This is a genomic window from Streptomyces sp. NPDC040610 (genome assembly GCF_055594065.1).
In genome coordinates this window covers 1-16,417 of record NZ_JBVIXA010000017.1, presented here as the reverse complement: position 1 = coordinate 16,417, position 16,417 = coordinate 1, and the positions used below count along the sequence as shown (strand labels likewise).

14 protein-coding genes and 1 pseudogene are annotated in these 16,417 nt (G+C 74.3%); 12 read left to right on the top strand and 3 right to left on the bottom strand.

The window, feature by feature from the left end:
* The first annotated feature begins 210 nt into the window (after positions 1-210).
* A complete protein-coding gene (locus ACZ6AA_RS36405) occupies positions 211-903 on the top strand; it encodes a hypothetical protein (protein WP_471462767.1) in 693 nt (230 codons plus the stop codon).
* On the top strand, positions 900-2,228 hold the full coding sequence (locus ACZ6AA_RS36400; protein WP_471462765.1) for an ATP-binding protein: 1,329 nt from the start codon (positions 900-902) through the stop codon (positions 2,226-2,228). Before ACZ6AA_RS36405 ends, ACZ6AA_RS36400 begins: the two co-directional genes overlap by 4 nt.
* Positions 2,229-2,332: 104 nt before the next feature.
* Here ACZ6AA_RS36400 and ACZ6AA_RS36395 read toward each other — a convergent pair whose 3' ends face one another.
* Positions 2,333-3,010 (bottom strand): NADPH-dependent FMN reductase, encoded by a 678-nt coding sequence (locus tag ACZ6AA_RS36395; protein ID WP_468449607.1) that lies wholly within the window; start codon positions 3,008-3,010, stop codon positions 2,333-2,335.
* Positions 3,011-3,073: 63 nt separating this feature from the next.
* On the opposite strand from ACZ6AA_RS36395, the gene soxR reads away from it, so the two are divergent.
* From soxR to ACZ6AA_RS36375, 4 genes are all read left to right on the top strand, one after another.
* A complete protein-coding gene (gene soxR / locus ACZ6AA_RS36390) occupies positions 3,074-3,532 on the top strand; it encodes a redox-sensitive transcriptional activator SoxR (protein ID WP_468449608.1) in 459 nt (152 codons plus the stop codon).
* A 136-nt stretch (positions 3,533-3,668) separates the two neighbouring features.
* Positions 3,669-4,556, top strand: coding sequence for an aminotransferase class IV (locus tag ACZ6AA_RS36385; protein ID WP_471462762.1), 888 nt, complete (start codon positions 3,669-3,671; stop codon positions 4,554-4,556).
* A gap of 229 nt (positions 4,557-4,785) precedes the next feature.
* Positions 4,786-5,337: a hypothetical protein gene (locus ACZ6AA_RS36380; protein ID WP_471462760.1), complete on the top strand. Its 552-nt coding sequence runs from the start codon at positions 4,786-4,788 to the stop codon at positions 5,335-5,337.
* Positions 5,338-5,500: 163 nt separating this feature from the next.
* Entirely contained in the window at positions 5,501-6,142 is a 642-nt protein-coding gene (locus ACZ6AA_RS36375; protein ID WP_471462758.1) for a class F sortase, read from the top strand.
* 31 nt (positions 6,143-6,173) lie between these two features.
* Here the strand turns inward: ACZ6AA_RS36375 and ACZ6AA_RS36370 are convergent, their stop codons facing one another.
* Complete coding sequence (locus ACZ6AA_RS36370) at positions 6,174-6,956, bottom strand: sulfite exporter TauE/SafE family protein (protein ID WP_468449612.1); 783 nt, start codon at positions 6,954-6,956, stop codon at positions 6,174-6,176.
* A 380-nt stretch (positions 6,957-7,336) separates the two neighbouring features.
* Between ACZ6AA_RS36370 and ACZ6AA_RS36365 the strand changes: the two genes are divergently transcribed.
* The 5 genes and pseudogenes from ACZ6AA_RS36365 (at position 7,337) to ACZ6AA_RS36345 (ending at position 13,487) form a co-directional block, all read left to right on the top strand.
* Entirely contained in the window at positions 7,337-8,566 is a 1,230-nt protein-coding gene (locus ACZ6AA_RS36365) for an NAD(P)/FAD-dependent oxidoreductase (RefSeq protein WP_471462757.1), read from the top strand.
* A 3-nt stretch (positions 8,567-8,569) separates the two neighbouring features.
* Positions 8,570-11,149: a nitrite reductase large subunit NirB gene (gene nirB / locus ACZ6AA_RS36360; protein WP_471462755.1), complete on the top strand. Its 2,580-nt coding sequence runs from the start codon at positions 8,570-8,572 to the stop codon at positions 11,147-11,149.
* A 71-nt stretch (positions 11,150-11,220) separates the two neighbouring features.
* On the top strand, positions 11,221-11,592 hold the full coding sequence (gene nirD, locus ACZ6AA_RS36355) for a nitrite reductase small subunit NirD (protein WP_468480913.1): 372 nt from the start codon (positions 11,221-11,223) through the stop codon (positions 11,590-11,592).
* A gap of 90 nt (positions 11,593-11,682) precedes the next feature.
* Positions 11,683-12,456, top strand: coding sequence for an SDR family NAD(P)-dependent oxidoreductase (locus tag ACZ6AA_RS36350; RefSeq protein WP_471462753.1), 774 nt, complete (start codon positions 11,683-11,685; stop codon positions 12,454-12,456).
* 78 nt (positions 12,457-12,534) lie between these two features.
* Positions 12,535-13,487, top strand: a pseudogene (locus tag ACZ6AA_RS36345) (oxidoreductase).
* Positions 13,488-13,607: 120 nt separating this feature from the next.
* Here ACZ6AA_RS36345 and ACZ6AA_RS36340 read toward each other — a convergent pair.
* Complete coding sequence (locus ACZ6AA_RS36340; protein ID WP_471462751.1) at positions 13,608-14,180, bottom strand: hypothetical protein; 573 nt, start codon at positions 14,178-14,180, stop codon at positions 13,608-13,610.
* A gap of 231 nt (positions 14,181-14,411) precedes the next feature.
* Between ACZ6AA_RS36340 and ACZ6AA_RS36335 the strand changes: the two genes are divergently transcribed.
* Positions 14,412-16,265 carry an APC family permease gene (locus ACZ6AA_RS36335; RefSeq protein WP_471462750.1) on the top strand — a complete coding sequence of 618 codons (1,854 nt, stop codon included), beginning with the start codon at positions 14,412-14,414 and terminating at the stop codon, positions 16,263-16,265.
* Positions 16,266-16,417: the final 152 nt, after the last annotated feature.

Sequence of the window (16,417 nt, the reverse complement as noted above, 5' to 3'; positions counted from 1 at the left end):
AGGCTACCGGCCAGGCCTAAGGTCCCGATATCCGATGTTCAGGAACATTGGGCGCTGTTGTTACACAACCTCCCGGTTTCCGTGATGCGTCCTTCGTACCGTCGACAGCGGTGGCCGGTCACCGCCCGTCACCCCGTCTCTCTCCCTCGCTCCCCCACTCCCCCACTCCTCGGCCCTCACATGAATCCGCGCTTCCGCATCCTGCCCGGCGTGCCCCTGGCCGCCCTGGCCGTCGCCGTGCTGTCCGCCTGCGGCGCCGGCAGCGGCATCGGCGACAGCGAAGCCGCGCCGCCGGTGTCGGTGCAGCCGCGCCCCGAGCCGCTGTGGTCCGCCTGGTCGGGGTCGTCGCCGTCGGCGCCCGGCGAGGATCCGACGGCGCAGCAGCCGCCGCCCGAGCCGCTGGACGGGCTCGACCCGCTCGGGCCCGGCGGGCTCGCCAAGGCCGACGTGCGGGAGCTGCTGCGCGCGGACACCCGCCTTCGTACCCTCGCCGACCGGCCGGTCGTGAAGAAGCCGGGGCGGCCGGGCATCCGGCCGCCGGTGCTCACCGACCTCACCGGGGACGGCAGGCCCGAGATGGTGGTCGCCGTGGACGTGGAGAGCGGGCGGAGCGTGCTCGTCGTCTATTACGAGAAGCGCGGCAAGGTCTATCCGATCCTGTTCACCGCTGGGCGGCGCCTCGCCGTCGAGACGCTCGGCAGCGATCTGCTGGTACGCAGCCCCTGCGCGGAGGGCGGCGAGCAGGCCGTGCGCTTCCACTGGGACGGCACCCGGATGTCCACCGTCAGTGACGTCAAGAGTTACGGCCGGGGTGACAAAGACGGTGAGGGGCACGGGGGCAGCGAGGGCTCGCCCGCCGCGCCTCCGGACCGGACCCCCCGCTCCCCCGGAGCCCGCCCATGAGGCTCCGCCTCCCCCGCGCCCGCCTCGTGCGCGCACCCCTGCGCGCCCTCGCCGCCCTCGGCCCCCGCTGGCACGCCCTCGGACTGCGGTGGAAGATCGCCGCGCTGCTCGCGGGCGGGTGCGCGGTCGTCGCCGTCGCCATCGGGCTGCTCATCCACAACGCGCGCCTGGACCAGGTGTGCGAGGGCGCGCGGTCGGCGGCCACGGCGCAGCTCGTGCGCGTACGTCAGGTGTACGAGCTGACCGGGCAGGTCCCGCGGGACGACACCGACGCGGCGATCGACGCGCGCGGGCTGCCGGATTCGCTGCGGGCCGCCGCGCTCGACGGGCAGCGCAGTACGTATCTGGACATGGACGCGGACGAGCCGTCGGTGTGGGCGGCGCGGCCGGTCGGCGACCACGTCCTGTCCGTACGGCTTCCGCTGCGCGAACAGGCCGACGAGATGGCCGAGTTCGACCAGCAGCTGATCGTGTCCGGTGCCGTCGTCGTGGCCCTGGCCGCGCTCGGCGGCGCCGGGCTCGCCAGCAGGCTCAGCCGCGACCTGCGCATCGCCGCGGCGACCGCGCGCCGCATCAGCCAGGGCGAGCTGGACGCCCGCATCGGGCATCCGCTGCCGCCGGGCTTCCGGCACGGCAGGAACGAGGTCGCCGACCTCGCCACCGCCGTCGACACCATGGCGGCGACGCTGCAGCGGCGTCTGGAGGCCGAGCAGCGGTTCACCGCGGACGTCGCCCACGAACTGCGTACGCCGCTGACCGGGCTGCACACCGCCGCCGAACTCCTGCCGCCGAGCCGCCCCACCGAGCTGGTGCGCGACCGCGTCGGCGCGCTGCGCACCCTCACCGAGGACCTGCTCGAAGTCGCCCGGCTCGACGCCGACGTGGAGCGGCCCGAGCTGGACGTGCACCCGCTCGGCACCCTCGTTCAGGGCATGGTCCAACGAGCGGGCTGCGCCGAGCAGTTCAGGGGGTGCGGGGTGCGGCTGAGCACCGCCGACGAGCGTCTCGTACGCACCGACGCGCGCCGCCTGGAGCGGATCCTGACCAACCTCGTCGGCAACGCCTACCGGCACGGCCGCGGCCCCGTCGACCTGTGCGTCGACGGAGCCTCGGTGACGGTGCGCGACCACGGCCTCGGCTTCCCGCCGCACCTGCTGCGCGAGGGCCCGCAACGGTTCCAGACGGGCGCCCGCGAGCGCGGCCAGGGCACCGGGCTCGGCCTGACCATCGCCCTCGGCCAGGCCGCCGTCATCGGCGCGCGGGTGGAGCTGGGCAACGCGGACGACGGGGGCGCGGTGGCCGTGGTGCGGCTGCCGGAGGCGTAGGCACTCCGGGCCGCCCAGCTCCGGGCCACCCAACTTCGGGCCGCCCAGCTCCGGGCCGCCCAACTTCGGGCCGCCCGACCCAGCGCCCCTCAACTCCGGGCCGCTCAACTCCCGTACGACCGAACCTCCTTGGCCGACCGCAGCGCCCAGGCCCACCAGTGCAGCTGGTCCAGCATCCCCTTCGCCGCGGCCTCCGCAGCCGACGGGTCCCGGTGCGCGCCCTCGTCGTCGAACAGCGCGCCCGCGTTGTGGAAGGAGACGGTGTCGCGGACGGTGACCATGTGCAGCTCGGCGAAGACCTGGCGCAGGTGCTCGACGGCGCGCAGGCCGCCGGAGATGCCGCCGTAGGAGACCAGGGCGACGGGCTTGGCCTCCCATTCCTCGCGGTGCCAGTCGATGACGTTCTTCAGCGACGCGGGGTAGGAGTGGTTGTACTCGGGCGTGAGGACGATGAACGCGTCGGCCTCCGCCAACTTCGGGGTCACCTTGGCGAGTTCGGCCAGGACCTCGGCGGAAGGGCGGAAGGACAGGGACGTGGGCAGGTCGACCTCGGCCAGGTCGACGAGGTCCGCCTCGAATCCCTCGTGGCCGCGCACCCGGGCGAGCAGCCACTCGGCGACGACCGGGCCGAAGCGGCCCTCACGGTTGCTGCCGACGATCACGGCGACCTTCACCGGCGTACCGGTCGAGGACGCGAAAGCGGTGTCGGGGGACGGGGAGACGGACGAGGAAGAGGAGGTGGTAACGGGCTGCGAAGCGGGCTGGGCCGTGGTGGTGTTCATGCGGAGAGCTTCTTAGTTAAACCTTGGTTCAAGTCAAGCGGCGACCGCGATTAATCTGGCGGCATGACGACGCATCTCGCACCGGACGCCAAGGAAGCCACCGTCGGCGAACTCGCCGAGCGCAGCGGAGTCGCGCCCTCCGCCTTGCGTTTCTACGAGCGCGAAGGGCTCATCTCCAGCCGCCGCACCACCGGCAACCAGCGCCGCTACAGCCGGGACACGCTGCGCCGCGTCGCCTTCATCCGCACCTCGCAGCGGATCGGCATCCCGCTGGCCACCATCCGCGACGTGCTGAAGCTGCTCCCGGAGGACCGCACGCCCACCCGCGAGGACTGGGCCCGGATCTCCGAGTGCTGGCGCGCGGACCTGGACGAGCGCATCCGCACCCTGCAGCGCCTTCGCGACAACCTGAGCGACTGCATCGGCTGCGGCTGCCTCTCCCTGGACCGCTGCGCCCTGTCGAACCCGTGGGACGAACTGGCCGCGCACGGCCCGGGCCCGCGCCGCCTGCTGGAGGACTGACCCGAGAGGACTGACCCGAGAGGGCTGAGCCGAGAGGGCTGAGCCGAGGGGACTGAGCCGAGGGGACTGAGCCGAGCGGGCCGTCCGGGCCGTCCGGGCCGTCCGGGCCGGTGAACTCCGAACGTACGGTGGGCCCATGACCACACCAGCACCCCTCACCCCCGCATCCACCACTACCCCCGCCCCCACTACCCTCGCCACCACTTCCGCCTCCGACGTCACCCGACTCGAGATCGACGGCGCCCCCGCCACCGTCGACACGCTCCGGGCCCGCGCCCTCGACAGCTTCGGGCACTTCACCGCCATGCAGGTCAGGGACGGCAAGGTGCGCGGCCTCGGGCCGCACCTGGAGCGTCTGGACGCCGGGACGCGGGAACTCTTCGACCAGGAGCTCGACGGGGAGCGGGTCCGCGAGCTGATCCGGCACGCGCTCGCCGGGGACGGCGGCGCGGACGGCGCGACCGGCGTCATCGCCGACGCCTCCGTGCGCGTGTACGTGCACGCGCCCGGCGGCTCCCCCTCCCTGATGGTCACCGTGCGGCCGGCCGCCGAGCTGCCCGCCGTGATGGCCGAGCGGGCGCAGGCCCTGATGTCCGTCCCGTACGTACGTCCGGTCGCGCACATCAAGCACCTCGGCGGCTTCGGGCAGGCCTACCACGGCCGGGAGGCGCGCCGCGCGGGCTACGACGAGGCGCTGCTCACCGGCCCCGACGGCCTGATCAGCGAGGGTGCCATCACCAATGTGGCCTTCTTCGACGGGCGCGATCTCGTGTGGCCGGACGCCCCGCACCTGACCGGGATCACCATGCGGCTCCTGCTCGCGCGGCTCGCGGACGCGGGCCTGCCCACGCGCCTGGGTCCGGTACGGCTGCGGGACCTGCCCTCGTACCGGGCGGCCCTCGTCACGAACTCCTGGGGCATCAGCCCGGTGCGCCGCGTCGACGACCTGGACCTGCCCGTGGACGAGAAGCTGATGGCGGCCGTATCCGAGGTGTACGAGGCCGCGCCCTGGGACGTGATCTGAGCCGGGCTCAGCTGTCGGCCCGGCCCCGGGTCACCCATTCACAGGCGCCGCGCCAGGGCTTCGGATCCTTTCCGCGACACGCGTGGTGACCTGCTGGAACGTTCCCGTCGATGCGTCAGGGGCCGGGTCCGCGCAGGGTTTCTGACGGGGCTTCAGCAGGCGTACGCGGCCGAGTGCCACTTACCTCGGAGGTGCGTCCCGCACGTAGGCCTCGACAGGAGCAAGCCCCATGCGCACAGCCCGCCAGCTGACGACCGCCGCCGCACTCGCCGTCACCTCGGCGGGCCTGTGCGCCGCCCCCGCGTCCGCCGGGCCCGCGGGCGGGCTCCAGGTGTCACCGGCCACCGTCACGCCCGGCACCACCGTCACGGTGAACACCACGGCGTGCGGCGCGGACGGCACCGCGACGGGCGACGCGAGCGCGGTCGGCGCGGGCACCTTCGCGCTGGCCCCGCGGGCGCGGGCCGAAGCGGCGTCCGGGCGGTTCAAGGTGCCGCCGTCGGCGCAGCCCGGGACGTACGAGATCGTGGCGCGCTGCGCCGGCTCCGGCGACCGCGAGGTGGCGGGCGACCTGTCGGTGACGCTCACGTCCACGGCGTCCGCCCGCGCGGAGCAGCCGGTGCCGGTGCCGGTGCATCCGAAGGGGCACGTGAAGACGGGGGTCGGTGGCGCGCTCGGCCCCGACCCCGTGAAGACCGCGGCGGGCGTGGCGGTACTCGCCCTCGCCGCCGCGGGCGGTACCTGGCTCCTGCATCGCCGGGCGAGAGGCGACAGGATCTGACGGGCCCCCTCCGCGGTCCGCGGGTACCGCCGCTCCCCCTCCCCCCGCCGGGCGCACGTCCCTCGTGACCGGCAGGGGGAGGCGGGAACGCACCGTGCAAGTGAAGCCACCCCCTCCCCACCTCTCCCCACCCTTCTTCCCACCCTTCCCGAGGGGGCGAGCCATGCGGCGGACACAGCGGCGAGGCAGGTTCGGCACCTGGGTCATAGCGGTGGCCACCGCGCTCGCGCTGTGCGGCGGCGCCTGGCTGGTGCGCGAGGGCACCGCCGGGCATCCGCCCCCGCAGCCGTCCGCCGCGCAGGCGGCGGTGCCGGGCACCACCCGGGCGGGACCGGCCGTGGCCCCGCTCCCCCCGTCACCGCCCGACCGGATCCGGATCCCGGCGATCGACGTGGACGCCCCCCTCATGGGCCTCGGCCTGACCCGCCAGGGCAGCCTCGACGTACCGCCGTCCCGGCACAGGAACCTCGCGGGCTGGTACGAGGCGGGCACCACGCCGGGCGAACGCGGCACGGCGGTGGTGGCGGGGCACGTCGACAACGCGGAGGGCCCGGCGGTCTTCTACCGCCTGGGCAGCCTGGCGAAGGGGCGGGTCGTCGAGGTGGAGCGGCGCGACGGCGGGGTGGCGCTGTTCACGGTGTACGCGGTGGAGGTGTACGACGCGAAGGGCTTCCCCGACGAGAAGGTGTACGGGGCGGCGGCGCGGCCGGAGCTGCGGGTGATCACGTGTGGCGGGGCGTACTCGAAGAAGACGGGCTACCAGGGGAACGTGGTGGTCTTCGCACACCTGACGGGCACGCGCTGAGGTCCCTGGCCCCCGGCCGCCGCCGTACGCCTCAGGCCACCCACTGCTCGTACGCCATCTTGGCCACCAGGGCGACGACGGTCGTCAGGAGCACGATCCGCACGAACCCGCTGCCCTTCTTCAGGGCGGTGCGGGCGCCGAGGGTGCCGCCCGCGAGGTTGAACAGGGCGAGGACGGCGGCGAGCTGCCAGAGGACGGCGCCCTGCCAGGCGAACATGGCGAGGGCGCCCGCGTTGGTGCAGCAGTTGACGATCTTCGCGTTGGCGGAGGCGGTGACCAGGTCGAACCGGAGCACGGCGGTCAGGGCGAGGACGAGGAAGGTGCCGGTGCCGGGGCCGATGAGGCCGTCGTAGAAGCCGATGCCGACGCCCGCGATGCCGATGGCGGCGAGGATGCGGCGCGGGGGCAGCGGGCCGGTCGCGGGGGCCGTGCCGAAGTCGGGGCGGAAGATGACGAAGGCGCCGACGCCGACGAGGACGGCCATGATCACGGGCTTGAGCACCTCGGTGCTCATCCCGGCGGCGAAGAAGGCTCCGCCCATGGAGCCGGTGAGTGCGGCGAGGCCGATCTTCACGGCGGTGCCGACGTCGATGGGCGCCTTGCGGACGTACGTCACGGCGGCGCCCGTGGTCCCCACGATGGCCACCGCCTTGTTCGTGCCGAGCGCGGTCGCCGCCGGGGTGGACCCCGGCAGCCCGAGCAGCAGCGCGGGCAGCAGCAGGAGTCCGCCGCCGCCCACCACGGCGTCGATCCACCCGGCCGCGAACGCGGCGAGGCACAGGACGACGACGGCGGTCGTCGGTATGTCGGGCATGATCGCGACCCTATGGACGGGGTAGGTGGCGTGTCCACGGAAATCTGGGCGGCTTGAGGGACTTCAGAGGTTGCCGCCTCGGGCGCCGTGAGCAGGCCTGCAACCGTTCTCCGCCGCTGCGCGGCGAAGCCCGTCCCACCCGCCCACCCGCGCTGTGGCCCCAGCGTGACCGCAACGACGCCCCCGGGGGCCCACCCCGCGTCCCACAGCAAACGGGTGGGCGGGTGGGAGAAAACCCGCCGCGGTAGCGGTGGGCACCCCCACGGGCCCGAGGCCGGACTCGTCCTCACAAACGGTCGGCGCCCCCGCTGAGCCCACCGTTCCCCCACCGAAACGCCCCGGCCCCCGCCGGGAAACCCCCGCCCAGCAGGCTGCGAACCATGACCACCAGCGCACCGCAGCCACGCATCGTCGTCCTGGGCGCCGGGCTCGCCGGAGCCCGGCTCGCCGCCAGGCTCGGCAGCGACGCGCTGCTGATCGGCGAGGAGCCGTACCCGCCGTACAACCGGGTGCTGCTCACCGAGGTGCTGGCGGGCCGGTACGGGCCGGAGGTGATCGCGCTGCCGGAGCCCGCCCCGGAGCGGTATCTGCGGGCGCGGGCGGTGCGGATCGACCGGGCGGAGCGGGTGGTGCTGTGCGAGGACGGCTCCCGGGTGGCGTACGGGAGTCTGGTGCTCGCCACCGGCGCGAACCCGGTGCTGCCGCCGCTGCGCGGCCTGTTCGCGCCGGGGGCCCGCGAACTGCCGGGCGGGGTGCACGCGTTCCGGACGATGGCGGACTGCCTGGCGCTGTCGGACGCGGCCCGGCCGGGCGCGCGGGCGGTCGTCGTCGGGGGCGGGCTGCTCGGGGTGTGCGCGGCGCGGGCCCTCGCGGACCGGGGGGTGCGGGTGGTCCTGGCCCAGCAGGGCGACCGGCTGATGGAGCGGCAGCTCGACCCGGACGCATCGGAGCTGGTGCGCCGCCATCTCACCGGCCTCGGCGTGGAGGTGCACACCGAGTGCCGGGTGCGGGGCGTACGGCAGGTGGACGGCGCCGTGCGGTCGGTGGAGCTGGCCGACGGCTATGTCCTCGGCACCGATCTGACGGTCCTCGCCTGCGGCGTCCGCCCCCGCACCGGCCTGGCCGCGGCGGCGGGCCTGGACGTGCGGCGCGGCATCGTCGTCGACGACGGGCTGCGTACCGGCGACCCGCACGTGTACGCCATCGGCGACTGCGCCGAGCACGCGGGCGCAGCCCCCTGCCTGGCGGCGCCCGCCCTCGACCAGGCCGACGCCCTCGCCGCCGCCCTGACCGCCCCGGAGTCGGCCCGCCCGTACACCGGCACCCGCTCCCTGACCCGACTGACCCTGCCGCACCGCGAACACCCTCTGGACATCGCGGCGTTCGGCGACCCGGAGACCCGCCCGGACGACGACGTGGTGCGTCTGACGGACGCCACCCGGGGCACGTACCGCAAGGTCGTCGTGCGCGGCGACCGACTCGTCGGGGGCGTGCTCCTCGGCGAGCTGACGGCCGTGGGCGCGCTCGCCCGGGCCTGGGAGGCCGACGAGGCCCTGCCCGACGACGGCAGCCCGCTGCTGCATCTGCTCACTCACGACGGAGGCCACTGACCCATGGACGCGACCTCGACCCCGCATCCGGCACCGCATCCGGCACCGAAGAAGAACCTTGTCCTGGTCGGGCACGGCATGGTCGGCCAGCGCTTCCTCGAAGCCCTCGCCGAGCGCGGCCTGACAGAGACGCACCATGTCGTCGTCCTGTGCGAGGAGCCGCGCCCGGCCTACGACCGCGTCCAGCTCACCTCGTACTTCTCGGGCACCACACCGGACGAACTCTCCGTCACCGAGGGCGGGTTCATGGAGCGGCACGGCATCGAGCTGCGCCTCGGCGACCCGGCCGAGCACGTCGACCGCGCGGCGCGGACCGTCACCGCGCGCTCGGGGCGCGTCTTCGGCTACGACACCCTGGTCCTCGCCACCGGATCGGTGCCGTTCGTGCCGCCGGTGCCGGGCAGGGACGCGGACGGCTGCTTCGTCTACCGCACCATCGAGGACGTCCTCGCCATCGAGGCGTACGCGAAGGCGGGCGCCACGACGGGCGCGGTGGTCGGCGGCGGGCTGCTCGGCCTGGAGGCGGCGGGCGCCCTGCAGGGGCTCGGACTCGCCACGCACATCGTGGAGTTCGCCCCGCGCCTGATGCCCGCGCAGGTCGACGACGGCGGCGGCGCGGCGCTGCTGCGCACGCTGACGGGCCGGGGGCTCTCCGTGCACACGGGCACGGGCACGCAGGAGATCGTGACGGACGAGGCGGGCGCGGTGCGCGGGATGCGCCTGTCGGACGGCTCCGCACTGGACGTCGGCCTGGTGGTGTTCTCGGCGGGCGTGCGCCCCCGCGACCAGCTGGCCCGCGACTCTGGCCTCGCGGTCGGCGAGCGCGGCGGTGTCACCGTCGACGAGCGGTGCCGTACGAGCGACCCGCACGTGTACGCCATCGGCGAGTGCGCGCAGGCCGTGGACGGCAGGGTGTACGGCCTGGTCGCGCCCGGCTACGAGATGGCGCAGACGGCCGCCGCCGCCCTCGCGTCCGACGCCGCGGACGCCTCGTTCACCGGCGCCGACATGTCCACCAAGCTGAAGCTGCTCGGCGTGGACGTGGCGTCGTTCGGCGACGCGCACGGCACGGCGGACGGCTGCCTCGACGTCGCGTACGCCGACTCGCGTGCGGGCACGTACAAGAAGCTCGTCGTCGGCGCGGACGGCACGCTCCTCGGCGGCGTCCTGGTCGGCGACACGGAGTCGTACGGGACGCTGCGGGCGCTGACCGGGTCGGTGCCGCCGGTGCCCGCCGAGCAGTTGGTGCTGCCCGCGGGCGCGGGCGCCGCCCCGGCGCTCGGCCCGGAGGCGCTGCCGGACGACGCCGTGGTGTGCAACTGCCACAACGTCACGAAGGCCGCCGTGCGGGCGTGCGCGACGCTGCCCGAGGTCAAGAAGTGCACCAAGGCCGGTACGGGCTGCGGGAGTTGCGTCAAGCTCATCGGCCAGCTCCTGCCGCAGTCCGGCGATCAGGGCCTGTGCGGCTGCTTCGCGCAGACCCGCCAGGAGCTGTACGAGATCGTCCGCACCCTGCGCGTCACCTCCTTCCGGGACCTGCTCGACCGACACGGACGGGAGTCGGCGCGCGGCGGCGAGGGCTGCGAGACCTGCAAGCCCGCCGTCGCCTCCGTCATCGCCTCGCTCGCCCCCGCGATCGGCGCCGACGGCTACGTCCTCGACGGCGAGCAGGCCGCCCTCCAGGACACCAACGACCACTTCCTCGCCAACCTCCAGAAGAACGGCTCCTATTCGGTGGTGCCGCGCATCCCGGGCGGCGAGATCACCCCGGACAAGCTCATCGTGATCGGCGAGGTGGCCCGGGAGTTCGGCCTCTACACGAAGATCACCGGGGGTCAGCGCATCGACCTGTTCGGCGCGCGGGTCGAGCAGCTGCCGGTGATCTGGGCGCGCCTGGTCGACGCGGGCTTCGAGTCGGGGCACGCGTACGGCAAGGCGCTGCGCACGGTGAAGTCGTGCGTCGGGCAGACCTGGTGCCGCTACGGCGTGCAGGACTCGGTGCGCATGGCGATCGACCTGGAGCTGCGCTACCGGGGCCTGCGCGCGCCGCACAAGCTGAAGTCGGCGGTGTCGGGGTGCGCCCGCGAGTGCGCGGAGGCCCGCTCCAAGGACTTCGGCGTGATCGCCACGGCGAGCGGCTGGAACCTGTACGTCGGCGGCAACGGCGGCGCGACCCCGCGCCACGCGGACCTGCTCGCCCAGGACCTGGACGACGCCGAACTGGTGCGGCTCGTCGACCGGTTCCTGATGTTCTACATCCGCACCGCCGACCGCCTGGAGCGCACGTCGGCGTGGCTGGAGCGGATCGACGGCGGCCTGGACCACGTACGGGACGTGGTGGTGGACGACTCGCTCGGCATCTGCGCCGAGCTGGAGGCCCTGATGGCGGACCACGTCACGCACTACCGCGACGAGTGGGCGCAGACGCTGGCCGACCCGGACCGCCTGGCCCGCTTCGTGTCGTTCGTGAACGCGCCCGAGGCTCCGGACCCGCTGGTGGCGTTCGTCCCCGAGCGCGACCAGATCAAGCCCGATCTGCCGCTGCTGACCCTGCGGCCCCTGGAAGGAAGCTCCGCGCGATGACGACGATGACGCCCATGACTCCGACGACTCCGACGACTCCGGCGAAGCCGATGACTTCGACGACGACGGCGATGACCGGGGCGCCCCCCGCCGCACGCGTCACCCCTGCCGACGCCAGTGTCCAACTGCACCTCGACGGCGCCTGGTTGACCGTGTGCGCCGCGGGCCGGCTGACCCCGGGCCGGGGCGTGGCCGTACTGCTCCCCGACGGGCGGCGGCAGGCCGCACTGTTCCTGGACCGGGCCGGACGCCTGTACGCCATCGACAACCGCGACCCGTTCACCGGCGCGGCCGTGCTCTCGCGGGGCCTGGTCGGCTCGGCGGAAGGACGCCCGTTCGTGGCGTCGCCGCTCCTGAAACAGCGTTTCGACCTGGGGACGGGGCGCTGCCTGGACGACGACGGGGTGGGGGTCGGGGTGTACGAGGTGCGGGTCTCCGCCTAGTATTGGATTGTTCAGTCCAATACTGTCGGGCCGAACGCTCTCCTCCGTGGACCGAGCGCTCTCCCGCATCGAGTCCACCGAGGAGTCCCCATGCCCGCCGCCCGCACCCGCTTCACCGGCCGCACCGCCCTCGTCACCGGCGGCGGCTCCGGCCTCGGCCGCGCCATCGCGCTCGCCCTGGCCGCCGAGGGCGCGAACGTCGTCGTCACGGGCCGCTCCGAGGCCCCGCTGAAGGAGACCGTGACGCTCATCGAGGAGGCGGGCGGCACGGCCCTCGCGCACACCGCCGACGTGACGCGCGCCGCCGACGTCGAGGCCGCGGTGCGCGCCGCCGTCGACCGCTTCGGCTCCCTCGACGTGGCCGTGAACAACGCGGGTGTCTTCCGCGGCGGCGCCCCGGTCGCCGACCTCCCCGAGGCGGACTGGCACATCCTGTTCGACACCAACGTCACCGGCGTCTTCCTCGCCCTGCAGGCCGAGGTGCGGCAGATGCGCACGCAGGACGGCGGCGGCGCGATCGTGAACATCGCCTCCAACCTGGGCGCCCACAAGCGCCGCCCGGGCATCGCCGGCTACGTGGCCGCGAAGGCCGCCGTCTCCGCCCTCACCCGCGCCGCCGCCCTCGACCACATCCAGGACAGCATCCGTATCAACGCGGTCAGCCCCGGCCCGTCGGCCACCACGATGTCCCTGCGCCCCGGCGAATCCGACGCCGCCCGCACCACCCGGATGCGGGCCGAGTCCCCCCTCGGCCGCGTGTCGGACACCACGGAGATCGCGGCAGCCGTCCTCTACCTGGCGTCGGACGACGCGGCGTCGGTGGTGGGCACGGACCTGGTGGTGGACGGGGGCGCGGCGGCCTGACCGGGCCCCGGACTCCCTCACCACCCCCGCACAGTCACCCCCCTGACCGTCCGCACATACGGGCGTACGCTCAGCCGCATGACGGGCAGTGGGCGTACGAGGAGTTGGGCCGCGCGTGACATTCCCGGCCAACAGGGGCGCGTCGCCGTGGTCACCGGGGCCAACAGCGGGATCGGGTTCGTCACGGCGCGGGAGCTGGCCCGGCGGGGCGCTCGGGTGGTGCTCGGCTGTCGCAGCGCCGAGCGCGGGGGTGAGGCCGTGCGGCGGCTCACCGCCGAAGTGCCGGACGCGGACGTCGAGTTCCGGCGGCTCGACCTCGGGGACCTGGGCTCGGTGCGGGAGTTCGCCGAGGGGGTCGAACGGGGGTTCGGGGGGCGGCTCGATCTGCTCGTCAACAACGCGGGCGTGATGGCGTTGCCGTACCGGCGCACCGTGGACGGGTTCGAGACGCAGTTCGGCGTGAACCACCTCGGGCACTTCGCGCTGACCGGGCTGCTCCTGCCGCAGCTGCTCGCCACGCCCGGCGCCCGCGTCGTCACGGTCGCGAGCATGGCGCACCTGTTCGCCAATATCGACATCGGCGACCTCAACAGCGAGCTGCGCTACCGCCGTTGGCCCGCCTACGCCCGGTCCAAGTCGGCCAATCTGCTGTTCGTCCACGAGCTGGCACGGCGCCTCGCCGAGTCGGGCGCCGACGTGGTCGCGGCGGCGGCACACCCCGGCTACGCCGCGACGAACCTCCAGTCGGCCGGGCCCCGCATGGCGGGCCGCCGGGCCACGGAGGTCTTCATGGCGGTGGGCAACCGCCTCGTCGGCCAGTCCGCGGAGACCGGCGCCCTCCCACGCTGTACGCGGCCACCGCACCGGGAGTACGACCGAACTCCTTCACGGGCCCCCGCTTCCTGGCCTGGCGCGGCGCCCCCGCCCCCTCCCCCCGAGCCCCCTGGACCCGAAACGACGTGGCGGGCGAACGCCTTTGGGCGGCGTCGGAGGTGCTGACGGGGGTGACGTATGCGGCGCTGAAGGGCTGAGGCAGCGCGACACAGAGCCCCGCAAGGGGCGCACGGCACAGGGCCCCGTAAGGGGCGCGGGGAACTGCGCGACCAGCCCCCACCCACCCGCAGGAGAGCAACCGCCCCGCAGGCGCAGCGCTACCGCAGGCCCGAAGCCGCGAACACCGCCTTCGCCTCCCGCCCGTCCAGCCGCGCCAACAGCCGCGAAAGCTCCACCGACCCGGTCCGCAGCAGCCCCGCCTCCCGCGCGGCCCGAGCGCCCGCGTCCAGGCGGTGCAGCAACAGCGGATTCTCGGCAAGGATCTTCGGGTCGAACTCCACACGGTTGCCGAGCGAGTCGCACAGGACGAGCCGCGCGGCAACGGTCTCGCTGACCCGGACGCTGGTGAGCAGCCCGACGCACACGTGCCGACGGCGCAGCGGCCCCCGCACGGCGAGCCAGCCGGGCCCCGCACTGACCCGCGCCGGATGCAGGATCACGTACAGGAGCGCACCGAGCCCCGCCCACAGCCCGGCACGCACGGCGCTCAGCGTGCCGGCCGCGAGGTCGACCAGCATGATCAGGGCGAACAGGGCGAGCGAGCAGAAGACGGCGGCCCGCAGGTCGGACGCCCAGCGCCGGTCGGTCACCACGGCGTCCGCGTCCGGTGCGCGGGTCGCGTCCAGTGCGTGCGCCGTGTGCCTGCCCCGAGTCGTCCAGTCATGTCCCATGTGCCGCACGGTAGGACGGGGCCCCGGTCCTGGCTGCGGCGTTGACGCGGCGCATACACGTGCATGGCGCACCTTGATGCGACGCTGACGCCCCCCTTAACAAGTCGTCAAGAGGCGCCCCGCCCCCGTCAAGGAGCCGCCAAGGAGTGCGGGCGCCCACCGCACACGCGTTGACGCTGGGCCTACGCGCCGGTTTGACCACACCGGCCGACCTGCACGAAAGGCACCCCCATGACGACCGTTTCCGAGCGCCCCGGCGCCCCGGCCATCGCGGAACCTCCCGATACCGGCGCGGCGGACCCGGGCGACCGTCACCGCCTGACGGCCCTCCAGGGCCTGGCCGCGCTGTCCCTGGACGCCATGGCCTCGGTCGCGTACGGGCCGGAGGCGATCGTGCTCGTCCTGGCCGCGGCCGGCGGCTACGGGCTCGGCTTCACGCTGCCGGTGACCCTCGCCATCGCCGCGCTGCTCGCCGTCCTCGTCGCCTCCTACCGCCAGGTCATCGCCGCCTTCCCCGACGGCGGCGGCAGCTACGCCGCCGCGAAGACGCACCTGGGCCGCCGCTCCGGCCTGGTCGCCGCCGCGTCCCTCGTCCTCGACTACGTCCTGAACGTCGCCGTCGCCGTGACGGCGGGCGTCGCGGCCCTCACCTCCGCCTTCCCCGAGCTGTACGGCGACCGCGTCGCCCTGTGCCTCGGCGTCCTCGTCGTGATCACGGCCGTCAACCTGCGCGGCATCGTCGACTCGGCTCGCGTGTTCATCGTCCCGACCGCGGTGTTCGTCGGCGCGATCCTCACGATGGTCGCCGTCGGCCTGTTCCGGGACGGCCCGGTCTCCACCGAGGCCGCCCAGGGCCATGCCTCGGTGCTGTCGGACAACGCCACGACGGTCGGCGCCCTGCTTCTGCTGAAAGCTTTCGCCTCGGGCTGTTCCGCGCTCACCGGCGTCGAGGCCATCGCCAACGCCGTGCCGTCGTTCCGCGCCCCGCGCGTCAAGCGCGCCCAGCACGCGGAGATGGCGCTCGGCGCGCTGCTCGGCGTGATGCTGATCGGCCTGTCCGTCCTCATCTCCCGCTTCGGCCTCCAGCCGGTCGAGGGCGTCACCGTCCTCGCCCAGCTCACGGACGCGTCCCTCGGCCACAACTGGGCCTTCTACGTCGTGCAGTTCGCGACGATGATCCTCCTCGCCCTGTCCGCCAACACGTCCTTCGGCGGCCTGCCCGTCCTGATGAGCCTGCTGGCCCGGGACAACTACCTGCCGCACGTCTTCGCCCTCAAGGCCGACCGGCAGGTCCACCGGCACGGCGTCATCGCGCTCGCCGTCGCGGGCGCGGGGCTGCTCGTGTTCTCCGGCGGCGACACCAACACCCTCGTACCGCTGTTCGCGATCGGTGTCTTCATCGGCTTCACGCTCTGCCAGACCGGCATGGTCATCCACTGGCGCAAGGCGGGCAAGCCCGCGAAGGCGCTGCTCAACGGCTTCGGCGCGGTCCTCACCGGTGTGTCCGCCGTCGTCGTGACGGCCACGAAGTTCACCGAGGGCGCCTGGCTGATCGTGCTCGCGCTGCCCGCGATCGTCGCCGTCTTCGAGGTCGTCCACCGGGCGTACGGCCGCATCGGCGCGGACCTCGGCCTCGGCCGCGTCCCCGAGCCGCCGCACCGCGACCACTCCCTGGTGATCGTCCCCGTGTCCGGCCTGTCCCGGCTGACCTGCGAGGCCCTGAACGCGGCGGTGTCGCTCGGCGACGAGGTGCGGGCCGTGACGGTCACGTACGACGACGTCGAGGACCGGGCCGCCGCGCGGTCCCTGCGCCGGGACTGGGAGCTGTGGGGGCCCGGCGTGGACCTGGTCGAGCTGCCCTCCACGGCTCGGACGGTCGGGCGGCCGGTCGCCGAGTACGTACGGAAGGTGTACCAGTACCACCCGGGGACGCGGGTCACCGTGCTGATACCCGAGGTGGAGCCCGCGCATCTGTGGCAGCGGTTGCTCCAGAACCAGCGGGGGGCCGTGCTTGCGCACGCGGTGCGGCGGGACACGGACGCGGTGATCTGTCGGTTGCGGTTCCGCCTCGCGGCGCGGCGCTGATAGGTCCCACCTCTGGGGCTGCGCCCCTCTCCCCCCCCCTTTCGGCCCTTCGGGGCTGGGGGGGGGGGGGGGGGGGGGGGGGGGGGGGGAGGGGGGGGGGGGGGGGGGGGGGGGGGGGGGGGGGGGGGGGGGGGGGGGGGGGGGGGGGGGGG